General features: G+C 64.4%; 18 protein-coding genes and 2 rRNA genes. 9 read left to right on the top strand and 11 right to left on the bottom strand.

The window, feature by feature from the left end:
- Positions 1 to 432: 432 nt before the first annotated feature.
- Positions 433 to 1,299, top strand: a complete 867-nt coding sequence (locus L286_RS38035; protein ID WP_020817722.1) for an OmpA family protein — start codon at positions 433 to 435, stop codon at positions 1,297 to 1,299.
- 133 nt (positions 1,300 to 1,432) lie between these two features.
- Here L286_RS38035 and L286_RS38030 read toward each other — a convergent pair whose 3' ends face one another.
- Positions 1,433 to 1,756, bottom strand: coding sequence for a hypothetical protein (locus L286_RS38030; protein WP_025160439.1), 324 nt, complete (start codon positions 1,754 to 1,756; stop codon positions 1,433 to 1,435).
- A gap of 186 nt (positions 1,757 to 1,942) precedes the next feature.
- Here L286_RS38030 and L286_RS38025 point away from each other — a divergent pair, with 186 nt between their 5' ends.
- Complete coding sequence (locus L286_RS38025; RefSeq protein WP_007683429.1) at positions 1,943 to 2,233, top strand: hypothetical protein; 291 nt, start codon at positions 1,943 to 1,945, stop codon at positions 2,231 to 2,233.
- A gap of 278 nt (positions 2,234 to 2,511) precedes the next feature.
- Here L286_RS38025 and L286_RS38020 read toward each other — a convergent pair whose 3' ends face one another.
- Positions 2,512 to 3,060 (bottom strand): hypothetical protein, encoded by a 549-nt coding sequence (locus L286_RS38020; protein ID WP_007688040.1) that lies wholly within the window; start codon positions 3,058 to 3,060, stop codon positions 2,512 to 2,514.
- Between the two features lie 378 nt (positions 3,061 to 3,438).
- Here L286_RS38020 and L286_RS38015 point away from each other — a divergent pair, with 378 nt between their 5' ends.
- Entirely contained in the window at positions 3,439 to 3,696 is a 258-nt protein-coding gene (locus L286_RS38015; RefSeq protein WP_193746243.1) for a hypothetical protein, read from the top strand.
- A 6-nt stretch (positions 3,697 to 3,702) separates the two neighbouring features.
- On the opposite strand, the gene L286_RS38010 is transcribed toward L286_RS38015, so the two are convergent.
- On the bottom strand, positions 3,703 to 4,617 hold the full coding sequence (locus L286_RS38010) for an NAD(P)/FAD-dependent oxidoreductase (RefSeq protein ID WP_020817725.1): 915 nt from the start codon (positions 4,615 to 4,617) through the stop codon (positions 3,703 to 3,705).
- Positions 4,618 to 4,621: 4 nt separating this feature from the next.
- On the bottom strand, positions 4,622 to 5,623 hold the full coding sequence (locus tag L286_RS38005) for an SDR family oxidoreductase (protein WP_020817726.1): 1,002 nt from the start codon (positions 5,621 to 5,623) through the stop codon (positions 4,622 to 4,624).
- Between the two features lie 349 nt (positions 5,624 to 5,972).
- Between L286_RS38005 and L286_RS38000 the strand changes: the two genes are divergently transcribed.
- Positions 5,973 to 6,770 (top strand): DUF2189 domain-containing protein, encoded by a 798-nt coding sequence (locus tag L286_RS38000; RefSeq protein ID WP_007688037.1) that lies wholly within the window; start codon positions 5,973 to 5,975, stop codon positions 6,768 to 6,770.
- Positions 6,771 to 6,775: 5 nt separating this feature from the next.
- Here L286_RS38000 and L286_RS37995 read toward each other — a convergent pair whose 3' ends face one another.
- Positions 6,776 to 7,681, bottom strand: coding sequence for a LysR family transcriptional regulator (locus L286_RS37995; protein ID WP_020817728.1), 906 nt, complete (start codon positions 7,679 to 7,681; stop codon positions 6,776 to 6,778).
- A 101-nt stretch (positions 7,682 to 7,782) separates the two neighbouring features.
- Between L286_RS37995 and ilvD the strand changes: the two genes are divergently transcribed.
- A complete protein-coding gene (gene ilvD / locus L286_RS37990; RefSeq protein WP_007688035.1) occupies positions 7,783 to 9,636 on the top strand; it encodes a dihydroxy-acid dehydratase in 1,854 nt (617 codons plus the stop codon).
- Positions 9,637 to 9,881: 245 nt separating this feature from the next.
- Here ilvD and L286_RS37980 read toward each other — a convergent pair whose 3' ends face one another.
- Positions 9,882 to 10,313 (bottom strand): MarR family winged helix-turn-helix transcriptional regulator, encoded by a 432-nt coding sequence (locus tag L286_RS37980; RefSeq protein WP_007688033.1) that lies wholly within the window; start codon positions 10,311 to 10,313, stop codon positions 9,882 to 9,884.
- A gap of 79 nt (positions 10,314 to 10,392) precedes the next feature.
- On the opposite strand from L286_RS37980, the gene L286_RS37975 reads away from it, so the two are divergent.
- From L286_RS37975 to L286_RS37960, 4 genes are all read left to right on the top strand, one after another.
- Positions 10,393 to 11,559 carry an HlyD family secretion protein gene (locus L286_RS37975; RefSeq protein WP_021223600.1) on the top strand — a complete coding sequence of 389 codons (1,167 nt, stop codon included), beginning with the start codon at positions 10,393 to 10,395 and terminating at the stop codon, positions 11,557 to 11,559.
- Complete coding sequence (locus L286_RS37970; RefSeq protein ID WP_020817730.1) at positions 11,556 to 13,112, top strand: DHA2 family efflux MFS transporter permease subunit; 1,557 nt, start codon at positions 11,556 to 11,558, stop codon at positions 13,110 to 13,112. Before L286_RS37975 ends, L286_RS37970 begins: the two co-directional genes overlap by 4 nt.
- Before the next feature lie 10 nt (positions 13,113 to 13,122).
- Complete coding sequence (locus L286_RS37965) at positions 13,123 to 14,562, top strand: efflux transporter outer membrane subunit (RefSeq protein WP_020817731.1); 1,440 nt, start codon at positions 13,123 to 13,125, stop codon at positions 14,560 to 14,562.
- A 108-nt stretch (positions 14,563 to 14,670) separates the two neighbouring features.
- A complete protein-coding gene (locus tag L286_RS37960) occupies positions 14,671 to 15,369 on the top strand; it encodes a methyltransferase domain-containing protein (protein ID WP_020817732.1) in 699 nt (232 codons plus the stop codon).
- On the opposite strand, the gene L286_RS37955 is transcribed toward L286_RS37960, so the two are convergent.
- The 5 genes from L286_RS37955 to L286_RS37935 form a co-directional block, all read right to left on the bottom strand.
- On the bottom strand, positions 15,299 to 16,432 hold the full coding sequence (locus L286_RS37955) for an NAD(P)/FAD-dependent oxidoreductase (RefSeq protein WP_020817733.1): 1,134 nt from the start codon (positions 16,430 to 16,432) through the stop codon (positions 15,299 to 15,301). The genes L286_RS37960 and L286_RS37955 overlap by 71 nt on opposite strands.
- On the bottom strand, positions 16,429 to 17,493 hold the full coding sequence (locus tag L286_RS37950) for a type III polyketide synthase (protein ID WP_020817734.1): 1,065 nt from the start codon (positions 17,491 to 17,493) through the stop codon (positions 16,429 to 16,431). Before L286_RS37950 ends, L286_RS37955 begins: the two co-directional genes overlap by 4 nt.
- Before the next feature lie 297 nt (positions 17,494 to 17,790).
- Complete coding sequence (locus L286_RS37945; protein ID WP_025160872.1) at positions 17,791 to 19,686, bottom strand: potassium transporter Kup; 1,896 nt, start codon at positions 19,684 to 19,686, stop codon at positions 17,791 to 17,793.
- 515 nt (positions 19,687 to 20,201) lie between these two features.
- Positions 20,202 to 20,316, bottom strand: a 5S ribosomal RNA gene (gene rrf / locus L286_RS37940).
- A gap of 143 nt (positions 20,317 to 20,459) precedes the next feature.
- A 23S ribosomal RNA gene (locus L286_RS37935) occupies positions 20,460 to 23,255 on the bottom strand.
- Between the last annotated feature and the right edge of the window lie 47 nt (positions 23,256 to 23,302).

Raw genomic sequence — 23,302 nt, 5'->3', positions numbered from 1 at the left:
CGACGGTCATTTGAACACGGGCAAATGAATGTTTCAGAAGGATAAATAGCAGAAGGGCGAACTTGGCCCATTATTTCGATCCTGCTGTTATCAAAGCAAATACCGGCGGATCGGAACAATCCCGTCCATGATCTATTGGCCCGCTTCACTGATGCATAGGTCCATTTGCATCGGGCATTTCCATCGGTTCGTCGCAGTATGCGCTCCTATTGCCTACGCAACTGATGGAATGCACCGGATTGTTCATGTAGCAGAAAGGTCGGCATCAACAGGCAGAATGTCCATGGCGTTCATCCGTGACGTCATGAGGCATATTCTGGGAAGGCAAATGGAGGGGGTTCTGACAGCCGAATACGCCATCACGCGACCGGCAGTCGGACGAAAAGCTGCGATCATGCAGGCCCGACTGACCGATTTTGGAGGAGTAACGTGATGAGTGTGGTTTCCAACAGCCCGAAATATCTCTTCGTTCTTGCCCTGCTTGCCGGCGCTTCGTCGGCCAGCGTGGCTGCGCAGACGCAGGAGGCGCCGGCCGCCGACGTTTCGGCGACCGCCTATCTGCCGGCCGAAAAGACCGCAGGCCCTGAAATCAAGGGCATCATTTCCGCGCGCAGCGGCGACAAGATGCAGGTCACGGCCGCCGACGGCACCAAATCCGTTATCTCCATCAACGACGCCACCAAGATCAGCGCCAGCAAGGGCCTTTTTGGCCTCAATCGCAGCAGGCTTGCCGCGACCTCGCTGCTGAACGGCCTGCCGGTCACGGTCAAGACGCTGCAATCGGGCGAGGGCCTGGTGGCGAGCCAGATCAATCTCCAGAACAAGGATCTGAAGACCGCATCGATGATCCACAACGGCACCGCCCAGGGCTTTGAGGAGCAGACTGCGGCGACGGCGGCGCTGCGCGGTCGCATGGGCGAGATCGACCAATATAATGTGAAGAGCACGACCAACGTGAATTTCGACACCGGCAAGGCCGTGCTGTCGGCCCAGGCCAAGAACGACCTTTGCGCCACGGCGGCCACGGCCGAGGGGATGAGCAACGCCCTGTTGCTGGTCGTCGGCTACACCGATTCCACCGGAGACGATGAATTCAACCAGGAGCTTAGCGAGAAGCGGGCCGGCCGCGTCGTCAATTATCTTCAGCAGGCCTGCGGCTGGAAGCCCTATCGCATGCTGACCCCGACCGGCATGGCCGAGGCGGACCCCGTCGCGAGCAACGACACCATCGAGGGCAAGGCGCAAAATCGCCGCGTCGCGGTGAACATCCTGGTCAGCAAGGGCCTGGACGGGCTGTAAGGGGCGAGGGGGGAGGGAGTTTCCCTACCCCCGGCCCGTCGCCGTTTCCTGACCGGGCGATTTGAAGCGGCAGCATGACCATTTAGGGTACGGAAAGGGCAAGCCATAGGAACGGCCCGATCCGCCATCCGGATCAATCGTCGCAATATTCCCATCGTCCGGCGTTGCAAGCCGCGACGGCCTGGCGCCATTCGGCCATACTGCGCGCATATTCGTCGCGGGCGTCGGCATAGCCTTCCCGCTGGCCCTGCGCCTGGCGGTAGTTCTGCATGATCCTGGCGTCGCGTTGACGGACATAGGCTAGCTGCTGCTGGTTCATCCGCTTGATGGTCGCGCGGTCCCGCGCGCGCGCGGCGGCGCTGCGCATGGTCGGATCATTGGGGTCGTCCGCATGCGCCGGCACGGGCAGCAGGGCCAAGCCGATTGCAAGCGCCAATGCACAGAACCCCGTTTTCATGAATGCGCCCCTTTTTTTTATCCGCCCTTTTCTTTGCCTGGCGGCAGGCGAAAGGCAATCGATTTGCGACAAATGGTGAACCTCCCCGGCGCGGAAATTGTCCGAAGGGCGCCCCCCCTTGAATGAAGAGTGGAACAAGAGTTGAGAGCCGATTGTTTCCCTCGTCTCTTGAGGAGGAGGACGGAGATGGCTGAAGTTCATAGAGATCGTTATACGGATGACCGCGTCGTCGTTCACAAGCATCGCAGCGGCCGGACCATTGCGATCCTATTGATCGTCATTCTGGCGATTGCCGGAATATTGTTCGCGACCGGCTTCTGGAAAGCGGATGTCTCCGGCGGCGACGTTCCCGAAGTCAGCGTGAAGGGCGGCGAACTGCCGAAGGTCGACGTCGATTCCAAGGCAGTGGTCGTCGGCAGCAAGAAGGAAACCATCGACGTGCCGACGGTCGGCGTCAAGGACAATGGCGAAGAATAAGGCCGGTCCTGAAATGCCGTGAGGATCGATCCTTGCCGGCGAAACGCGACCGGCTCATCCAGGCCGCGAAAGCCCTGTCCCGCGAGGGGCAGGGCATTTCTTTGCCGGACCATCACTTGCCTGTTCGTCATCGCCTTGCAATAAGACCGATAATATATCTTATGTTAAATTCCGACAATGTGCGGACAGGAGGGAGACGATGGGAGTTCCGCCCCTCAATGGCAAGAACCGGACGCCTGCCAGACGAGGATTGCTGAACTCCGGTCATCCCATGTCCCTCAATGGCGCTGGAGCGCCCGCTTCGCCTCGGCCGTGATCGTATAGACGGCTTCGCGCTGGGCGCCGCGATTGGGATGATCGACCCGATACCCCTGATAGTGGCGGCGCAGCAGGCCGGCGCGGACCAGGTCGGACACGACCCGGCTCACATTCGTCCGGCCGGACCGCAAGATCCGCGACCGGACCTCCTGTTCGAGCCGGCGTTCCATCTCTTCCGGGTCGACCATGCCTGCCCGCGAGATGAGATCGGCGCGCACCGCGTCGATCATGGCGCGCCGCCGACAATCCCGTTGCGCAAGGGGCGCGAGCGCCTGGCATAGCCAGTCGCGCACCGGCACCCTCCCCTTGCCGCTTCCGACATAGGGACCGACGCTGTCATGAGAACCGGCTTCCTGCGCGATCAGCTTCAGCACCAGCAATGCATAGCGCGGCCGTTTCGATACGGTCGATATGCGTTCGACAAGGTCCGGAAGCGCGGCCGCCCCGCGTCGCGATGACGGGCTGGATGGCGGCGGAGATTGCTCGAAGAGATCGGGCTGGTAGAACATATGCGGAATCTAGCACATGCTGAGTCCGTGTGAATCCCCTCTGCGGCGATCCTCCAACAAAAAGCACGGATGACACTTTACCCGACGGGCGCGGGATTTCGCCGGCACTTTCACGACATAGGCAAATTTATATCGCTCAGCGGTCATTATGCCGGCGATGTCGCAGGAATGGCCCATTCCGCGCCCCTCCCCGAAATCAACCGTGACACTTTGGCGCACATGGCCGGAACTCGGTAAAGTGTCACCTCTGTCATTTTCCGCCGTCCTACCCGGCGGCGCGGGCTGATATAGTTTTATATGGAGGCGGATTTGCGGGAACGGCCCTGAAATTGGGCCGTTGCAGAATAACAGTCATCAGAGGGTAATGAAGCGATGAAAATGGCCGAACCCGCATTTCTCCTTGTCGCGCTGGCCGCATGCGCGCCATCCGATCAGGCCGATTCCGGCGATTCCACCTTCGCGCCCAGCAACACGACCGCCGGCACCGTGCCGGACGGCATTCCCGGCGAAGGCCCCGGCACCGCCATGACGGATGGAGAGACCAGCACGCGGGGCGCCGTTTCCGCCGCCGACAGTCCCACGGCGACGCAAGGGTCTTCGGGTTCATCCGCGGCGCAAAACGGGTCCGGGCGATAGGCCAGCCTATCGAAGCAGCGAAATCCTCGCCGCCAGGTCGTTGCGGATCGTGGTGGCGGCGACGCCGCCCTCACCCATGGCGTGGCTGATCTGGTCCAGGCCCTTGGCGACGTCGCCGGCGGCGTAAAGGCCCGGCACGCTCGTGCGCTGATGGTCGTCGACAAGGAGGCAGCCGTCGTCCGTGGCTTCAGCGCCCAGCATCATCGCCAGTTCCGACCGGATGATCGATCCAAGCGCGGGATAGGCCGTATCATAGGCTTCGGCCCCGTTCGGCGTCGGCACCAATATGCGCTCGCCCTCGATGCGGAGGGGTTCGCAAGGGCCGTTCACCAACGCGACGCCCGCCTCCTCCAGCCTCATCCTCTGGTCGGCGGACAGTTCATGATCTCCCTGAGGTGAAATCAAGCTGATGTCGGCCGAATAGGTGCGCAGGAACATCGCTTCGTTCGCGCCGCGCTCGCCCGTCCCGATGACGGCGATGCGCCGGTCCGTGGCTTCATATCCGTCGCAGATCGGGCAATAGCGCAACAAGCCCTGCCGCAGCGCCGCATCGTGAATGTCGGGCGACATGGGCGGCGCGTTGTTCACCACGCCGGTCGCCAGCAGCACGCTGCGCGCCTGCCATGCCCCGGTCTCGACATGCGCCAGGAAAATGTCGCCGTCCTTCTCCAGCCCCGTGACCAGTCCTTCCGTCACCTCGCCGCCGAATTCCGCCGCCTGGCGACGCATCAGCGCGAGCAGTTCCCGGCCCGATATGCCGCCCGGATAGCCTGCATGATTGCGGGTATGCGGGATCAGCGCGGCGCGGCTGTTGCCCGCGTCGACGATGGCGATCCTGAGATGGAAGCGGGCGAGATAAATGGCCGCCGTCAGGCCGGCTGGGCCTGCGCCCACCACCAGGCAATCCAGGGGCGCCGTCATTCCGCTATCGCCCGAACGAACGTCGCGCCGACAGCAGGCCGAGGAGCAGAACCCCGGCCGCCACGCCTGCGCCCGCCGACAGAACCGCCCTCCGCCGTTCCGGCGCGGGCTTGCGAAAGCCGCCATCGATGCCGCCGCTGTCCCGAGGCGGATCGAACAGATTGCCCCGCGAGACCGGCGCGCGTTCCGCCGAGGCGAAGTAGCGCCCGAAGGCCAGATTCCCGATCCGGCTGAGCAGCGAGGGCGCAAGCGGATGGGCGAACCGCACCAACCAGGTCGGCGCCCCCAGCAGCACGCTGTCGCGGGGCCGGTCGGCCAGGCCGACGATGGCGGCCGCCACCCTCCTCGGGTCCAGCATGGGCGATGGAGCGGTCAGCGCCTTGCCCGTATAATTGCCGGCATGGCGCAGCGCGGGCGTGTCGACGAAGGCCGGATAGACGTCGCAGATATGGATGTCCGGCCATTCCGTCATTTCGGCTCGCAGTGCCTCCGAAAAGCCGCGCAGGCCGAATTTGCTCGCTCCATAAGCGGCGGCATGGGGCGTGCCGGTCAGTCCGCCGAGCGAGATCATGTTGACGAAGATCCCATGCCGCTGCGCCATGAAGATCGGGAGCACCGCATGGGCGTCATTCATATGGCCGATGAGGTTGGAGCGGATCGTCCGTTCATGCGCCTCGATCGGGACGTCGACGAACTTGCCGACGGCCCCGACGCCGACATTGCTGAACCAGAGGTCGATCGATCCGCAAAAATCGCGCGCCGACTGGGCAAGTTGCCGCACCGCCTCCGCATCCGCGATGTCGAGCGGCACGGTCAGCACCTCCGCGCCGGCCCGTCGGCACCTTTCCGCCACGGCTTCCAGCGCCTCGCCATCCCGCGCCGCCAAAACCAGCTTTGCGCCCTGGCCCGCGAAAGCCTCCGCCGTGGCCTGGCCTATGCCGCTCGACGCGCCCGTGATGACGATATGCGTGCAGGGCGTTCGGGTGCCCCTGCGGCTCTTGTCCATGATCGCTCCTGTCCGCCTGTTCACCGATAAGCGCGAGGAGGGGATTCCCGTTCCTTGTCCCGGTTCCGAAAACAGATTTTCAATGCCATGGGTTAACCCGCTTCGCAAAGATGGCCGAGAAGAACGCTATGCGTTCCGGTTCAGAACCACCCATGAGCGAAGGCGGAAATGTCGTTGCGGCCCGGGATCGGAGGGACTGGCGGATGCGGTGTTCCGGGTGTAGGATGCCGCCATTGGCCATGAGGCGCATCCCTCATGCCGAGAGATGCTCGCCCGGAAGGCGCGCATGTCCCGACAGAGGACAGATCGGAATAAAGGGCTTCATGGCGTTCGGTCAGGAGAGCGCACCATGGCAATGGCTCACCCGTCCCAGGCGGCGTCCGCCGGGAAAGATATTTCCGTCCGCACCATCACGTTCGACGATCTGCGCATTGCCCTGCGCCAGGGCTGGGACGATTTCCTGGCCAAAAGGGGCGATCTGCTGTTCATCGGCTTCATCTATCCGATCATTGTCGCGCTGGCGATCATGTCCGCCAGCCAGATGTCGATCCTGCCGCTGATCTTCCCGCTGGTGGCGGGCGCGATCCTGCTGGGGCCAGCCTTCGCCAGCGGCTTCTACGAACTGGCGCGGCGGCGGGAGGCGGGGCTGGACGCGCGCTGGCGCCATTTCCTGGACGTGATCCGCAAGCCGGGCGGCTCCGCCCTGTTCGACCTGACCTGCGTGCTGGCGCTGCTGTTCATGGCGTGGATGGCGGCGGCCTGGTTCATCTATCATGCGACGCTGGAAAATGTGCCTGGGTCGACATCCTCCCCGGGCGCTTTCCTTTCGGCCCTGTTCGGCACGTCGCAGGGCTGGCGTATGATCGTGGTCGGCAATCTGGTCGGCTTCGGCTTCGCCCTGCTGACGCTGGCGGTCAGCGTCGTTTCCTTTCCCATGGCGGTGGACAAGCCGGTCAACTGGGGCGTCGCGGTGCGCACATCCTGCCGCGTGGCATGGCATAATCCGGTGACGGTCGCGGCCTGGGGCCTGATCGTGGTGGCGCTGCTGGTGCTGGGCGCCCTGCCCGCGCTGGTGGGGCTGGCGGTGGTGCTGCCCGTGCTGGGCTATGCGACCTGGCACCTTTATACCCGCGCCGTCGTCCGGTAAGGCGGTCAGCCCTCGGCCATGTCGAGGGCTATGCCCAGCAAGGCGCGCAGCGTCGGCGCCTCGTCCGACCGGCGCCATGCCAGGCCGGTTTCCAGCAGGGGAGCGGGGCCGGCCAGCGGCAGGTAGCGCACGCCCGTCCGGGCGAGGTTGCGCAGGGACGCAGGGACCAGCGCCAATCCCATATCGGCGGACACCAGGCTGATGATCGTCTGCATCTGGATCGCCCGCTGGCGCACATGCGGCTCCCGCCCCCTGACCCGATAATGATCGACGATCAGGTCGTGGAAGGTGGGCGAAACGTGGCGTGGGAAAAGCAGCAACGGCTGGTCGAGCCAGCTCTCTCCGGCCAGCCTGCCCTCCTCCACCAGCAGGCGGCCGTCCTTCGCCCAATTCTCCGGCACGGCGGCGACCAGCGGCTCGCGCAGCAACGGGCGATAATCGATGGCGGCGGGCAGGCCGGACGCGGGCGGGATCAGCAGCCCGGCGTCGGTCCGCCCTTCGACCAGCGCCTCCACCTGCACGTCGCTCGTCGCTTCCATCAGCGTCATGTCGACGTCGGGAAAGGCATTGGCATAGCGCCGCACCAGCGCGGGCAGGATGCTGTAGTCCGCCGAACTGACGAAGGAGAGGGCGAGCCGCCCGACCGTCCCCGCCCGCAGCCGCCGCGCCGCGGCAGCCAGGTCGGCCACGGCCCCCACGGCGGGCCGGACATGCTCCAGCCATTGCCGTCCAAAGGGGGTGAGCGCCACCTGCCGCTTGGTCCGGGTGAAGAGAGGCGCGCCCAGTTCGCGCTCCAGCGCCATGATGGATTGGCTGAGCGGCGGCTGGGTCATGCCCAGCCGTTCGGCGGCGCGGCCGAAATGCAGTTCCTCCGCCACGGCGAGGAAATGGTTGAGCTGGCGCAGGTCCATGTCATTCATTCATCCTACGACCTTATAGCGTGCCCGCAATATATTTCACAACCTGTCCCCAATGGCGTAAGGCGGGCCGGAGAGGAACCGAGGACAGACCCATGCCGCATTATCGTTCACGCACCAGCACCCACGGCCGCAACATGGCGGGCGCGCGCGGCCTCTGGCGCGCCACCGGCATGAAGGACGAGGATTTCGGCAAGCCCATCATCGCCATCGCCAACAGCTTCACCCAGTTCGTGCCGGGGCATGTGCACCTCAAAGATCTGGGCCAGCTTGTCGCGAGGGAGATCGAGGCGGCGGGCGGCGTCGCCAAGGAATTCAACACCATCGCGGTCGACGACGGCATCGCCATGGGCCATGACGGCATGCTCTATTCGCTGCCCAGCCGGGATCTGATCGCGGACAGCGTCGAATATATGGTGAACGCCCACACCGCCGACGCGCTGGTGTGCATCTCCAACTGCGACAAGATCACGCCCGGCATGCTGATGGCCGCGATGCGCCTCAACATCCCGACCATCTTTGTTTCGGGCGGTCCGATGGAGGCCGGCAAGACCGAGCTGCGCGGCAAGACCGTCGCGCTGGACCTGGTCGACGCCATGGTCGTGGCGGCCGACGACAGCTATACCGACGAGGAAGTGAAGGTCATCGAGCGGTCCGCCTGCCCGACCTGCGGTTCCTGCTCCGGCATGTTCACCGCCAATTCGATGAACTGCCTGACCGAAGCGCTGGGGCTGTCGCTGCCGGGCAACGGGTCGACGCTGGCCACCCATGCCGACCGCGAAAAGCTGTTCCTGGAGGCGGGCCGTACCATCGTCGACCTCGCCAAGCGCTGGTACGAACAGGACGACGCGTCGGCCCTGCCCCGCAACATCGCCACCTTCGCCGCGTTCGAGAACGCGATGAGCCTGGACATCGCCATGGGCGGGTCGACCAATACGGTGCTTCACCTGCTCGCCGCCGCCTATGAGGGCGGGGTGGACTTCACCATGGCCGACATCGACCGTCTGTCACGGCGCGTTCCCTGCCTCTGCAAGGTCGCCCCGGCCAAGAATGACGTGCATATGGAGGACGTCCATCGCGCGGGCGGCATCATGGCGATCCTGGGCGAGCTGGAACGCGCCGGACTGGTCGACGCGACCCTGCCGACCGTCCATGCGCCGACGCTGGGCGATGCGCTCAACCGCTGGGACATTGGCCGCACCAATAGCGAGGAGGTCCGCAACTTCTTCCGCGCCGCCCCCGGCGGCGTCCGCACCACCCAGGCGTTCAGCCAGAACGCCCGTTGGGAGGAACTGGACACCGACCGCGAGACCGGCGTCATCCGCAGCGCGGAGCACCCCTTCTCCAAGGATGGCGGGCTGGCCGTGCTGTTCGGCAATATCGCGCCGGAAGGCTGCATCGTGAAGACGGCGGGGGTGGACGAGTCCATCCTGACCTTCCACGGCACGGCCCGCGTCTATGAAAGCCAGGATGCGGCGGTCGCCGGCATCCTGGGCAATGAGGTGAAGGCGGGGGATGTCGTCGTCATCCGCTATGAAGGGCCGAAGGGCGGGCCGGGCATGCAGGAAATGCTCTACCCGACCAGCTATCTGAAGTCGAAGGGGCTGGGCAAGGCCTGTGCGCTCATCACCGACGGGCGCTTTTCCGGCGGCACGTCGGGCCTTTCCATCGGCCATGTGTCGCCCGAAGCGGCCGAGGGCGGGCTGATCGCGCTGGTCGCGACCGGCGACCCCATCCTCATCGATATTCCCAATCGCGTCATCAGGCTGGACCTGGACGACGCCGTCATCGCCGCCCGCAAGGCGGAGATGGAGGGACGCGGCGCGAAGGCGTGGAAGCCGCTCGGTCGCAAGCGCAATGTTTCCCCTGCCCTGCGGGCCTATGCGGCGCTCACCACCAATGCGGCGCGCGGCGCGGTGCGGGACGTGGGCCAGGTGGAAAAGGACTGATCTTTAGCGTGCGCGCCGCATTCGACGATGCGGCGCGGCCTTGCCGATGCTCGCCGCAGCGATCAGTGGAGCAGGATATAGAGCGTGCCGGTCAACGCCAGGGCCGATGCGCTGCACAGGCTCAGCAACCCGACGCTGCATTGGCACATGCTGTAATGCATACGCTCCATAGCACTCTCCCCTGCCGCCGGGCTTATGCCGGTCGACCAGGCGATGATAACAGAGAATATCGCGCGGATCAAAGGTCAGGCGTCAGCCAGTCCCTGCAGTAATTTTTGCAGCGCAGCATGAAAATGCCGCCTGTCGGACGGCGTCAGGGCGTTCAAAAGCCTTGCCCCCAATTCCACCCGCAGGGGTTCCGTCACGGCCACCGCCGCCTCTCCGGCGGGCGTGATGGCAAGCCGCTTCACCCGCCGATCCTCCTTGTCCGGCACTCGCTGGATCAGCCCTTCGCGCTCCAGCCCGTCCAGCGCCTCCGTCACCGTGCGGGGCGCAAGGTTCATGATTTCGGCCACGTCGGCGGCGCGCGCCATTCCCATCTGCGCCTTAATGCACATCAATATCTTGGTCTGGGCAAGCGACGCGCCCTGCTCCGTCATCGCGCGGTCGAAAGACCGGCGGATCAGCGTGATGACCCGAAAAAGGTCGGTCAGTAGCTGTTCGTCAGCGCCATTCATGAGGAACCTCAATAAATGGTGTTGCGCTATAGTGCAAGCGCGAGCATAGGAACGGGATAGAGATCAGCGGGTTCCCTCCATGAATTCTGAGACAGTGGCTTCTTCCTCCCTCCATGGCGACGACTCGGGCCAGAGCCGCCCCTCCGCGCTCAAGAGTCCGCGCACGCGCCTGATCCTGCTGATTGCGGCGCTGGCGCTGATCGGGGGCGGCGTGCTGTGGTTCATCCGCTTCGAAACCTTCGGCAAATATCAGGAATCGACCAACGACGCCTATATCCAGGCCGATTCGATCACGGTCGCGCCGAAGGTGTCCGGCTATGTCGACCGCGTCTTCGTCGAGGAGAACCAGGATGTGAGGGCAGGCCAGCCACTGGTGCAGATCGACCCCCGCGACTATCGGGCGCAGGCTGCCCAGTCCGTGGCGCAGATCGATGTGGCCAGGGCCAATGCTGCAGGCGTCGTCGCCCAGATTGCGGAGCAACGCGCCGCCATCGCCCAGGCCGAGGCCGATCTGAACGCCGCCAACGCCAATGCCGCCTTCGCCGCGAGCGAGGTGGAGCGCTATCGCCCGCTGGCGGCGAGCGGGGCTGAAACCCGCGAGCGCCTGTCGGAGCTTCAGAACCAGGCGATCCAGGCGCGGGCAAGGGCCGCTGCCGCCAGGGCGACGCTGACCAGCGCGCAGAAGCGGATCGCCACCCTGCAGACGCAGGTGCGGCAGGCGGAAGCGCAGGGGGAGGCGGCGCGCGCGCAGCTTTCGGCCGCCAGCACCAATGTGGAGGCGACGATATTACGGGCGGCCGCGGACGGGCGGATCGGCGACAAAAGCGTCAGGCAGGGCCAGTTCGTTCAGGCCGCGAGCCGCCTCATGACGCTGGTCCCGAAGGCCAGCCTCTATGTCGAGGCGAATTTCAAGGAAACGCAACTGGGCCTGATGCGCGTCGGCCAGCCGGTGAAGATCGAGGTCGACGCGCTGCCCGGCGTGGAGCTGCCGGGGCGGGTCGCCAGCATCGCGCCCGGCACCGGCGCCCAGTTTTCGGTCCTGCCGCCGCAGAACGCCACCGGCAATTTCACCAAGATCGTCCAGCGCATCCCGGTGCGCATCGCCGTCAGCGCCGGACCCGAAACCCGGAAGCTGCTGGTGCCCGGCATGTCCGTCGAAGTGTCCGTCGACACCCGTTCGGCCCGGAACGCCGCCGCGCAGATCCGCCGGGAGCAGGAGCGGCATAACGCCCGGATCGGCCGATGAACGGAACCGCCGCTTCGGCCGCACCGCCCCAGCCCGAACGCGCCGACACCGCCGCATGGCTGGCCGTCATCGCGGGCAGCCTGGGCGCGATGATGGCGACGCTGGACATTTCCATCGTCAATTCCGCGCTGCCCACCATCCAGGGCGAAATCGGCGCCAGCGGGACGGAGGGCACCTGGATCGCGACATCCTATCTGGTCGCGGAAATCATCATCATCCCGCTCGCCGCCTGGCTGGAACGGCTGCTGGGGTTGCGTACCCTGCTGCTCGCCGCCGCCTTCCTCTTCACCGGCTTTTCCATGTTGTGCGGCATGGCCAGCGATCTGACCACCATGGTCATCGGCCGCGTCGGACAGGGCTTTACCGGCGGCGCGCTGATCCCCACGGCGATGACCATCATCGCCACGCGCCTCCCCCGTTCGCAGCAGCCGATCGGCAACGCGCTGTTCGGCGTCACCGCCATCCTCGGTCCCGTGCTCGGCCCGCTGGTCGGCGGATGGCTGACGGAGAATATAAGCTGGCATTACGCCTTCTTCCTGAACCTGCCGGTGGGCATCCTGCTCATCACCCTTCTGCTGGCGACGATGCCGCATCAAAAGCCGCGCCTCAGCGAATTCCGGCAGGCCGACTGGCTCGGCATTGCGGGCATGGCTCTGGGATTGGGCGGCCTCACCATCGTGCTGGAAGAGGGACAGCGGGAACAATGGTTCCAGAGCAGCGAGATCGTCCTGATGTCGATCGTCTCCGGCGTCGGCTTCATCCTGCTGTTCGCCGGGCAATATTTCGCGAAAAGGCCGGTCATCCGGCTGAAACTGCTGCTCGACCGCCAATTCGGCGCCGTGGCGCTGATGGGGCTGGTGATCGGCATGATGCTCTACGGCACCGCCTTCGTCATCCCGCAGTTCCTGGCGGCGATCGCCGGCTATGACGCGCTCCAATCGGGCCGGATCGTCCTGCTGTCCGGCATTCCCAGCCTGATGCTGATGCCGCTCACCCCCCTGCTGATCCGGCACCTCGACATCCGCATCGCGGTGGGCGCCGGGCTGTTCATCATGGCGACGAGCTGCTGGGTCGACACGGTGCTGACCAACCAGGCGGTAGGCCATGATTTCGTCGAGTCGCAATTGCTGCGCGGCATCGGCAGCGTGTTCGGTTTCCTCTTCCTCAACCAGGCGGCCATCGCATCGGTCCCGCGCGAGGATGCGGGCGATGCCGCCGGGCTGTTCAACGCTGTCCGCAATCTGGGCGGCTCGCTGGCGCTGGCAGGCATCGCCACCATCCAGGACCAGCGAAGCTGGCTGCATAGCCGCCGCATGGAGGAAAGCCTGAGCGCCAATAGCGGCCAGGTGCAGGATTATATCGGCGGCCTCGCCCATTCGCTGGGCGGGCAGGACGCCGCGCTTCGGTCATTGTCCGGCACGATCCAGCGGGAGGCGCTGGTGATGACCTATAACGACATCTTCACGATGCTGGCGGTCGGCATCATCGCTGTATTGCCGCTGGTGCTGTTCCTGCGTCCCTTGCCCAAGGGGCAAGCGGTCGCGATGCATTGAGGCTGGTTTCATGCGTTTCCCCCAGACCGTCCTTCCTCCGGCCATCCTCCCCCTGCTGGCGCTCGTCGCCTGCACCGCGGGGCCGGATTATCATGGACCGGAAGCCGCAAGGCCGGTCAGCCCCGCCGCCCAATTCGCCAGGGCGCCCGTCGACGCCAGCGCGCAGGCTCCCGCCTCTGCAGCCTGGTGGACGGCGTTGGGCGACCCGGTGCTCGATGCGCTGGAAAGCCGCGCGCTTGCCGCCAATCCCGGCGTGGCCGTGGCGGAGGCAAGGGTGCGGCAGGCCCGCGCCTCGCTGCGGACGGAGCGCGCCAACGCCCTTCCCAATGTCAACGCCTCCGCCCTTTACGTCCATGCGACCGTGCCCGGCGTCGACCTGGGCAGTTCGGAGGAAGACAGTTCGGAGGGCGGAGACAGCCAGTCGCTCAATTTCTACAATCTGGGCTTCGACGCGAGTTGGGAGGTCGACCTGTGGGGTGGCCGGCGGCGCGGGGTGGAGGCGGCGAGGGCTGAGGTTGAGGCGGCGCAGGCCAATGTCGCGGACGCGCAGGTCAGCCTGACCGCTGAAATCGCGCAGGCCTATGTCAATCTGCGCGACCGGCAGCAACGGATCGCGCTGGCGCAGCAGGCGGCCGCCCGGCAGCGCGAGATGCTGCGCCTGACGGAGCAGCGCCACGCTCAGGGGACCGCTTCCGCCCTGGAGGTGGAACAGCAGCGCAACCAACTGGAGCAGAGCGACGCCGCGCTGCTGCCGCTCAGCGCGGAGCGCGACGCCTATCTGAACGCCTTGGCCACGCTGGCCGGGGAGGCGCCCGGCGCGCTCGACGCCATGCTGGCCGCGCCCGCCCCGGTCCCGCTGCCTCCGGCGCAGGTGGCGGTCGGCGATCCCGCCGCGCTGCTCAGGCGTCGTCCCGACATCCGGGCGGCGGAGCGCCGGTTCGCCGCCGCCACCGCCAGGATCGGCGTGGCGGAGGCTGCGCGCTTTCCCAGCCTCAGCTTCATGGGCCTGATCGGCATCGGCGGCACCGATCCGGGCGATCTGGTCGACCTCGACACGCTGGCGGCCATCGCCATGCCGCGGCTGAGTTGGAGCTTCCTCGATTTCGGCCGCAACGCCGCCCGGGTGGGACAGGCCGAAGGCGCGCGGGACGAGGCGGCGGCGCAATATCGGCAGGCGGTGCTCAATGCCCTGCGCGACGGCGAGGATGCGCTTTCCCGCTTCGGCGCCCGGCGGCTGAGCGTCGCCAGCGCCGCCCGGTCGAAGGCTTCGGCGGACCGCGCCGCCGCATTGGTGCGCCAGCGTTTCGAGGCGGGAACGGCCACCCGCATCCAGCTTCTCGACGCGGAGCGGCAGAGCCTGGCGGCGGCGCAGGCGCTGACGCAGGGAACGGCGGCAATGACGGCGGATTACATAGCGCTGCAAAAGGCGCTCGGTCTCGGCTGGCGGTAGCAAATCGGCCTTCCGTCAAGGCTTTGGACGCGACTGCCGGATCAACGGCGCCTCCGCACCCATGAAGATATGAAAATATGCTATGATGCCGGAGAGAAGAGAGGGCATATGGTCGACCTTTCGATCCGTTCGCGGCAGGAAGAACAGATGGACGCGCCGGACCTGGACCCCGCCGTCTATGAACGCGTGCTGCACGACCTGGCCCGCGTGAACCGCTGGACCTTCACCGCCTGGCCCGCCATCGCCTTCCTCAACCGCGCCATCGGTTCGGCCCGGCATTTCCGCCTGCTCGACGTCGGTTTCGGAGACGGCGACGTCCTGCGCGCGGTCGCCCGCTGGGCCAGGAGGCGCGGGATAGGGGCCGAACTGATCGGCGTCGACCTCAATGAAAAGAGCCTTGCCGCAGCCCGCCACGCGACTCCGCCCGACCTCGCCATCGACTATCGCGCCGGGGACTATCTGGACCAGCCGGAACGGTTCGACTTCATCATCTCCAGCCAGGTGACGCACCATATGACGGATGCGCAGTTGATGACCTTCCTGCGCCATATGGAGGCGGAGGCGCGGATGGGCTGGCTGGTCTGCGACCTGCACCGGCATGGCTTTTCCTATTGGGGCTTTCCGCTGCTCGCCCGCCTGCTGCGCGTCCACCGCATCGTGCGGGAGGATGGTCGGCTGTCCATCGCCCGGTCTTTCCGCCCCGACGACTGGGCGGAGTTGTTGCCTGAGGCGGGCATCAGCCTGGACGATGTGCGGATCGTGCGGCGCTTTTCCTTCCGCCTGTGCGTGGAGCGGATATGCGGGTGAGCAGCGCGGCCTGAACGCCGAGCCCCGGCATCAGGCCCAGCAACCGCATCAGCAGCCCGCGCCCCCATGGCCCCGCCGCCCCGCGGCGCAAGGCTTCGGCAATGGCCAGCGGCCGCCGGCTGCGGCGGCGCCATTGGCCCTGCCAGCCCATCGCCGCCTGCGGTCCGCCCCGCAGATAGGCCTGCGCCGCGCTGGTCCCGCTGTGGAGGGCAATGGCGATGCCGTCGCCGGCCAGGGAAGCGATCACCGCGCCCTGATCCCCGATGCGGAAGATGCCCGGCACGCTCGCAGCGGCGCGCCAGCCATAGGGCACGCCGGCAATCGCATCGAAAGGGGGCGGCATCTTTCCGCCCACGCGCTCGGCCAGATGGGGCGCCTGCGCCATGATCGCCCGCATCATCGCGGGGACGCCATCCGACAGCCGGTCCCGCGCAACGGAAAGGCAGAGATTGGCGGCGCCATCCTCCTGCAGCAGCAGGCCGGCATAGCCGCCGTCGAACAGGTGCATCTCGATCACGCCAGTCAGGTCCGCGCTGCCGGGCAGGGTTGCGCGAAGCCCGACGCAGGGCGCTTCCCGGCAGCCGGCGAGATCGCGGGCCAATCCGCGCAATTCATGCTTGCCCGTCGCCAGGAACAGCGCGTCGCCGGCCAATTGCCCGCCATCGTCGAAGCGGATCGAGCGAGCTGCGGGGTCGGCGGCGCGCACCGCCCTGCCTCGCTGGACGACCGCTCCCGCCTGCGCCGCCCGACCGATCAGCGCTTCGTCCAGCACCCGTCGGGAGAGGCCCGCCGCGACATGGGGCAGCGGCAGTTCCATGCGCCGGCCGTCCGCCAGCAGCCGCAACCGCCGGATCGGCCGTGCGCCCAGCGCGAAGGCGTCCACGCCCAGATCGGCCAATGCCGCCAACGCATCCCAGCCAAGGAAGCCGCCGCACACGCCATCATGCGGGCCGCCCTGGCGGTCGATGAGATGCACCTGCGCCCCCGCCCGCGCCAGGGCGATCGCCGCCGCCGTGCCCGCCGGTCCGCCACCGACGACCAGAGCGGGCAGGCGCGCCTTCATGCCAGTCCTTCGAAGCGGAACCCCTCCGCCGCCAGTCCCGGCCCGAAGGCCAGCGCCACCCCCTGCCCCGCACCCTCCATCATGTCGCGCAGGATGAACATCAGGGTGGAGGAAGACATGTTGCCGAACCGCGCCAGCACGCTGCGGGAAGGCGCCAGGGCATTGCGGCCAAGCTCCAGTCCCTGCTCCACCGCGTCCAGGATCGACCGGCCGCCTGCGTGCACCGCCCATCGGTCTATCCCGGCCATATCGTCGCTTCCCCACAGGCGGCGGCGCACCGAGGGATCGCCCAGCGCCGCCTGGATGCGCCCCGGCACCTCTCCGGACAGGTGCATGACGAAACCGCTATCCCCTATGTCCCAGCGGATCAGTTCCGCCGAATCCGACAGGTTGAGCGAGAAGGGCCGATCGATGGCGACGCCAGCGCCCTCCCCCGTCACCAGCGCGGCGGCCGCGCCGTCCCCGAACTGGAGCATCATCAGCAGCCGCTCGATCTGCCGTTCCGGCTGGAAGTGCAGGGAAGACAGTTCCACCGTCACCACCAGCACCCGCGCATCGGGCTCCGACCGGACGATGTGCCGCGCCGTCCGCAACGCCGCGACGGCGGCATAGCAGCCCATGAAGCCGACCAATGTGCGTTCGACCCCCTCCAACCCCAGACGTTCGGCGATGATCTGGTCGATGCCGGGGGCGACGAAGCCGGTGCAGCTCGCCACCACCAGATGGCTGATCCCGTCGAGGGGCACCCGCGCCTTCAACTGCGCAATCGCCTCCATCGCCAGGGGGGGCGCATGTTCGGCATAGCAGCGCATGCGCAGCGAGGTCGGCGGCATATCCCCCGCGTAGAAGCCGCCGGGGTCGACCGGCGACCCGCCCTCCGCCGTCGGCGGCAGCGCGCACCAGCGATGCTCGATGCCGGACCGCTCCGCCATGCGCTGGAACAGCCGCCGCTCTCGCGGATCGTCCAACTGCCCGGTCGCCCATCGGATGAACGGCCCATGCATGTCCAGCGCGGGCACGGCGCACCCGATGGCGTTGATGCGAGCGCGCGTATCGGTCATCGGGTCGCCTTGTCTCCTCTATTGGGTGAAACGTTCGGGTCACGACAAAGGATCAATCCCCCTCTGCCGTAAACCTCCCTCCGGCGCAGCAGGAGATCGGATCGCGCCGGATAAAAGCTGTCCCCCATTTGCAAAGACGGCGCCGCATCGGTTCCTCCGTGGCTGGCCCATGGCGCCGTGCAGGACAATTTCCCACAATGACGGGCATCAGACGCGGAGTGGATCATTTTCACATGCGATTTCCATGCCTTGCCTTTGCGAGAAGGACGGCGTGAAGTTGAAAATGCAAAGAGGGGATCAGATTTCGACCTGCGATCCCAATTCCACCACGCGGTTCGTCGGCAGCTTGAAGAAATCCATCGGCGTCACCGCATTGCGCATCATCCATGCGAACAGCTTTTCGCGCCAGATCGCCATGCCGGGCTTCTCCGACGGGATCAGGGTCTGGCGGCTGAGGAAATAGCTGGTCTGGCTGACGTTGATGGGGCCGCCGCAGCCCTCGACGGCCTTCATCGCGGCGGGAATGTCGACCTCCTCCATGAAACCGTGGCGCAGCACCACGCGGTAGAAGCCGGACCCCAGGTCCGTCACTTCCGAACGGCCGGTCAGCGGCAGGTGGGGCACGCCCTCCGTCCGCACGGTCAGGATGATCACCCGCTCATGCAATATCTTGTTATGCTTCACATTGTGCAGCAGCGCGGGCGGCACGCCCTCGACGCGGGAATTGAGGAAGATCGCCGTGCCAGGCACGCGCTTCAGGGAGCCGGAGACGGACTGGATGAACAGTTCGACATCCATCGCCCCTTCCAGCAGATAGAAGTTCATGATCTTCCGCCCGGTCGACCAGGTCGTCAGGATGACGAACACCACCGCCGCCACCCATAGGGGGAACCAGCCGCCATCGGGGATCTTCGTCGCGTTGGACAGGAAATAGGCGCCGTCCACCGTCAGGAACAGCCCCGTCACGCCAGCGGCAAGCAGCCGGTTCCAGCGCCATACGCTGAAGGTCAGCACCGCCATCATGCAGGTGGTGATGACCATGGTCCCGGTGACGGCGATGCCATAGGCCGCCGCCAGGTTGCTCGACGACTGGAAACCCAGCACCAGCAGCACGACCAGGAACAGCAACGCCCAGTTGACCAGCGGCACATAGATCTGCCCCGCCGCCGCAGCGCTGGTATGGGCGATCTTGAGGCGCGGTAGGAAACCGAGTTGGACCGCCTGCTGCGTCACGGAGAAGGCGCCGGAAATCACCGCCTGGCTGGCGATCACCGTGGCGATCGTGGCCAATATGACCAGCGGAAGCCGCGCCCATTCCGGCGCGAGCAGGAAGAAGGGGTTTTCCGCCGCCGCGGGCAGGTCCAGCAGCAGGGCGCCCTGCCCCATATAGTTGAGCAGCAGGCAGGGGAAGGCGGCGTAGAGCCAGGCTATGCTGATCGCCTTGCGCCCGAAATGGCCCATATCGGCATAGAGCGCCTCCGCCCCCGTCACCGCCAGCACCACCGATCCCAACGCCAGGAAGGCGAGCTTCGCATCCAGCGCGAAGAAATGGATGGCCCACATGGGATTGACGATGGCGACGATCCCTGGATGGCGCGCGATGTTGAGGATGCCCAGCGCCGCCAACACCAGGAAATAAACCGCCATGATGGGCCCGAACAGCGCCCCCACCCGGGCGGTGCCATGTTTCTGGATCAGGAACAGCCCGGTCAGGATGACGATGGCGATGGGAAGGACGAAAGGCGTTAAACCGTCATTCACCGTCTCCAGCCCTTCCACCGCCGAAAGCACGGATACGGCCGGGGTTATGATGGCGTCGCCATAGAATAGCGCCGCCGCGAGCACGCCCAATATGGCGATGGTCGGCGTCCATCGGCTCTCCCCCAGCTTGCGGGAGATGAGGGCAAGCAACGCCATGCTGCCGCCCTCGCCATGATTGTCGGCGCGCATGATGATGAACACATATTTGACCGTGACGATCAGCGTCATGGTCCAGAAGACCAGCGACAGGACGCCGTAGATGTGAGCAGAATCGACCGCCAGCGGATGGTGGCCGACGAAGCTCTCCTTCAAGGCGTAGAGCGGCGACGTGCCGATATCCCCGAACACAACGCCCAGCGCCCCCAATGTCAGGAGAGACAACTTCTCCTGCGGATGGCTGTGGCCCACCCCCTCACCCGCTCGATCCGTCATCCGTACCGTACTCGCTGTTGCCGGGGCGGCTATCGCACGAAGCTGCATTATATTTCCAGTGGGACTTTACGCGATCGGCATGGGATTCGCACAGGAATGCGCAATTGGGCATCCTCCCGGAAAGAGGATGCGAAAAATTAAGGGCTGACATGAGCATCCGGCAGCCAGGATGGGGTAAGATAGGCGGGCCTGATCCTGTTGATCTTCACCTAGCCCGAAGGCGGGCTGCCGCGCAGGCTGGTTCTGGAGAACCCGGCGGCGGGCATGACCATGCCGGAATTTGCGGCTGGCCGCGCTGCTGTTTCTGAGCGCAAGCTCCGGTGCGCATCTGACGATGATGGGGCCGCGTCTTTGGCGGCCGACAGAGCTTTCAGCGCTTGGTCGACCTTGGTGAAGACCGGGCGTGTTGATATTGCGGATTGTGGTGGTTGTTCTGTGGATTGCGCGTTGTGGCGTGCATTGCGCTGTTGAGCGCATGGACATGCGAATGGGTTTAATGGAGCGCGAGCTATAATGCCTGGCGACGACCTACTCTTCCGGGGCTTGAGCCACAGTACCATTGGCGCAGACTGGTTTCACGTCCGAGTTCGGGAAGGGATCGGGTGGGTCACAGACGCTATGGTCACCAAGCAATAGAGCTTGCGCTTCGGGTTTTAATCGGTGCCGTGCACTTTTGAGATATGATGTCTGGCATGAGGGTGATCACCGCATCTTTGACGCTGGTTTATTCCAGTGTTGTCATTGATGGTGGGACTCGCTTCTTTGGAGAAGCATTCAAGCGCGAACAGAGCAATTAGGACCGGTTAGCTCCATGCGTTACCGCACTTCCACATCCGGCCTATCAAGGTCGTGGTCTACGACCGCTCGAAGAAATCTTATCTTGAGGGAGGCTTCCCGCTTAGATGCTTTCAGCGGTTATCCCGTCCATGCATAGCTACCCTGCTGCGCCCTTGGCAGGACGACAGGTACACCAGAGGCATGTTCAACCCGGTCCTCTCGTACTAGGGTCAACTCCTCTCAAATTTCGACGCCCACGGCAGATAGGGACCAAACTGTCTCGCGACGTTCTGAACCCAGCTCACGTACCACTTTAATTGGCGAACAGCCAAACCCTTGGGACCTGCTCCAGCCCCAGGATGTGATGAGCCGACATCGAGGTGCCAAACGATTCCGTCGATATGAGCTCTTGGGAATCATCAGCCTGTTATCCCCGGCGTACCTTTTATCCGTTGAGCGATGGCCCTTCCACGAGGGACCACCGGATCACTATGACCGACTTTCGTCTCTGCTCGACTTGTCAGTCTCGCAGTCAGGCGGGCTTATGCCATTGCACTCTAACAGACGGTTTCCAACCGTCCTGAGCCCACCATCGCGCGCCTCCGTTACTCTTTAGGAGGCGACCGCCCCAGTCAAACTACCCGCCACAGAGGGTCCCTGCACCGGATAACGGTGCGAGGTTAGACATCAGAAAACAACAGGGTGGTATTTCACCTATGGCTCCACGAGGGCTGGCGCCCTCGCTTCAAAGCCTCCCACCTATGCTACACAGTTCTTTCCTAATGCCACTCTGAAGCTGCAGTAAAGGTGCACGGGGTCTTTCCGTCTAACCGCGGGTACTCCGCATCTTCACGGAGAATTCAATTTCGCTGAGCATATCCTGGAGACAGTGGGGAAGTCGTTACGCCATTCGTGCAGGTCGGAACTTACCCGACAAGGAATTTCGCTACCTTAGGACCGTTATAGTTACGGCCGCCGTTTACCTGGGCTTCAATTCAGAGCTTGCACTCCTCCTCTTAACCTTCAGGCACCGGGCAGGCGTCAGGCCCTATACGTCGTCTTGAAGCCGACTTAGCAGAGCCCTGTGTTTTTGCTAAACAGTCGCTACCCCCTGGCCTGTGCCCCCCATCAGAGCTTGCGCTTAGATGGGGCCTCCTTCTTCCGAAGGTACGGAGGCAATTTGCCGAGTTCCTTCAGGATACTTCTCTCAAACGCCTTGGTATACTCTACCATTCCACCTGTGTCGGTTTAGGGTACGGTCTATACGGAGGGGCTATTTCCTGGGACAGTTTCCCTGCCTGGACCAATCCAATAAGGCCAGACAAGTTGCACCATCCGTCACACACCTCCAGGCCCACGAATATTAACGTGGTTCCCATCGACTACCCCCTTCGGGCTCGTCTTAGGGGCCGGCTTACCCTGCTCAGATTAGCTTTAAGCAGGAACCCTTGGAATTTCGGCGAGAGGGCATCTCACCCTCTTAATCGCTACTCATGTCTGCATTCGCACTTCCGATACCTCCACGGTCGGTTACCCTCCCGCTTCAACGGCCTACGGAACGCTCCGCTACCGCTCAGTCAAAAGACTGAACCCTAAGCTTCGGTGCACGTCTTGAGCCCCGTTACATCTTCGCCGCAGGATCTCTTGTTTAGACCAGTGAGCTGTTACGCTTTCTTTAAAGGATGGCTGCTTCTAAGCCAACCTCCTGGTTGTTTTGGAAATCCCACATGCTTTCCCACTTAGACGTGACTTGGGGACCTTAGCTGTAGGTTAGGGCTGTTTCCCTTTTGACGACGGACCTTAGCACCCGCCGTCTGTCTGCCGGACTAGACTCGTTGGTATTCGGAGTTTGGTTAGTATTGGTAGATCTCGCGACCCCCGCAACCATCCAGTGCTCTACCCCCAACGGCAATCATCCGACGCTCTACCTCAATAGATTTCGCGGAGAACCAGCTATTTCCCGGCTTGATTGGCCTTTCACCCCTAAACACAACTCATCCGATAATTTTTCAACATTAAACGGTTCGGCCCTCCAGTGCGTGTTACCGCACCTTCAGCCTGGTCATGCCTAGATCGCCGGGTTTCGGGTCTAATGCATCATACTCAGTCGCCCTATTCAGACTCGCTTTCGCTGCGCCTACACCTAACGGCTTAAGCTTGCATGATACACTAAGTCACAGACCCATTATGCAAGAGGTACGCTGTCAGGCTTCAAGAGCCCTCCAACTGCTTGTAGGCATCCGGTTTCAGGTACTGTTTCACTCCCCTCATCGGGGTGCTTTTCACCTTTCCCTCACGGTACTGGTTCGCTATCGGTCATGTACGAGTATTTAGGCTTGGAGGGTGGTCCCCCCATGTTCAGACAGAGTTTCACGTGCTCCGCCCTACTCAAGTCCTGATATTGCGCTTTCGCATACGGGGCTGTCACCCGCTATGGCCACACTTTCCAGAGTGTTCTGCTAACTAAATATCAGGCGCTGGCCTGGTCCGCGTTCGCTCGCCACTACTAACGGAATCTCGGTTGATGTCTTTTCCTCCGGGTACTGAGATGTTTCAGTTCTCCGGGTTCGCTTCACCAAAGCCTATTTTATTCAGCTTAGTGATACCTCTCCCATTTAACACGGGGCCAGCCAGAAGCTGGACCAGTCTTAAATGGTGAAGGTGGGTTGTCCCATTCGGAAATCGCGGGATCAAAGCTTGCTCACAGCTCCCCCACGCTTATCGCAGCGTGCCACGTCCTTCATCGCCTGTACATGCCAAGGCATTCACCAGATGCCCTTACCTCACGCTTGAGAGTCCACACCACCAATGACAGCACTGGAAAACAGCCCTGCATCAG

Origin of the sequence: Sphingobium sp. HDIP04 (assembly GCF_000445085.1) — a bacterium.
Taxonomy (GTDB): Bacteria; Pseudomonadota; Alphaproteobacteria; order Sphingomonadales; family Sphingomonadaceae; genus Sphingobium; species Sphingobium indicum.
Note: the sequence above shows the minus strand (reverse complement) of the source record. Positions and strands in the feature narration are given on the sequence as shown.

What these genes read in the sequence shown, in the direction of transcription:
- L286_RS37995 (WP_020817728.1), bottom strand. Translation starts at nt 7,681, where the DNA reads ATGGACCTGCGCCAGCTCAACCATTTCCTCGCCGTGGCGGAGGAACTG.
- L286_RS37945 (WP_025160872.1), bottom strand. Translation starts at nt 19,686, where the DNA reads ATGACGGATCGAGCGGGTGAGGGGGTGGGCCACAGCCATCCGCAGGAG.
- L286_RS37950 (WP_020817734.1), bottom strand. Translation starts at nt 17,493, where the DNA reads ATGACCGATACGCGCGCTCGCATCAACGCCATCGGGTGCGCCGTGCCC.
- L286_RS37970 (WP_020817730.1), top strand. Translation starts at nt 11,556, where the DNA reads ATGAACGGAACCGCCGCTTCGGCCGCACCGCCCCAGCCCGAACGCGCC.
- L286_RS37955 (WP_020817733.1), bottom strand. Translation starts at nt 16,432, where the DNA reads ATGAAGGCGCGCCTGCCCGCTCTGGTCGTCGGTGGCGGACCGGCGGGC.
- L286_RS37975 (WP_021223600.1), top strand. Translation starts at nt 10,393, where the DNA reads ATGAATTCTGAGACAGTGGCTTCTTCCTCCCTCCATGGCGACGACTCG.
- ilvD (WP_007688035.1), top strand. Translation starts at nt 7,783, where the DNA reads ATGCCGCATTATCGTTCACGCACCAGCACCCACGGCCGCAACATGGCG.
- L286_RS38020 (WP_007688040.1), bottom strand. Translation starts at nt 3,060, where the DNA reads ATGTTCTACCAGCCCGATCTCTTCGAGCAATCTCCGCCGCCATCCAGC.
- L286_RS38025 (WP_007683429.1), top strand. Translation starts at nt 1,943, where the DNA reads ATGGCTGAAGTTCATAGAGATCGTTATACGGATGACCGCGTCGTCGTT.
- L286_RS38035 (WP_020817722.1), top strand. Translation starts at nt 433, where the DNA reads ATGAGTGTGGTTTCCAACAGCCCGAAATATCTCTTCGTTCTTGCCCTG.
- L286_RS38015 (WP_193746243.1), top strand. Translation starts at nt 3,439, where the DNA reads ATGGCCGAACCCGCATTTCTCCTTGTCGCGCTGGCCGCATGCGCGCCA.
- L286_RS37960 (WP_020817732.1), top strand. Translation starts at nt 14,671, where the DNA reads ATGGTCGACCTTTCGATCCGTTCGCGGCAGGAAGAACAGATGGACGCG.
- L286_RS37980 (WP_007688033.1), bottom strand. Translation starts at nt 10,313, where the DNA reads ATGAATGGCGCTGACGAACAGCTACTGACCGACCTTTTTCGGGTCATC.
- L286_RS38005 (WP_020817726.1), bottom strand. Translation starts at nt 5,623, where the DNA reads ATGGACAAGAGCCGCAGGGGCACCCGAACGCCCTGCACGCATATCGTC.
- L286_RS38030 (WP_025160439.1), bottom strand. Translation starts at nt 1,756, where the DNA reads ATGAAAACGGGGTTCTGTGCATTGGCGCTTGCAATCGGCTTGGCCCTG.
- L286_RS38000 (WP_007688037.1), top strand. Translation starts at nt 5,973, where the DNA reads ATGGCAATGGCTCACCCGTCCCAGGCGGCGTCCGCCGGGAAAGATATT.
- L286_RS37965 (WP_020817731.1), top strand. Translation starts at nt 13,123, where the DNA reads ATGCGTTTCCCCCAGACCGTCCTTCCTCCGGCCATCCTCCCCCTGCTG.
- L286_RS38010 (WP_020817725.1), bottom strand. Translation starts at nt 4,617, where the DNA reads ATGACGGCGCCCCTGGATTGCCTGGTGGTGGGCGCAGGCCCAGCCGGC.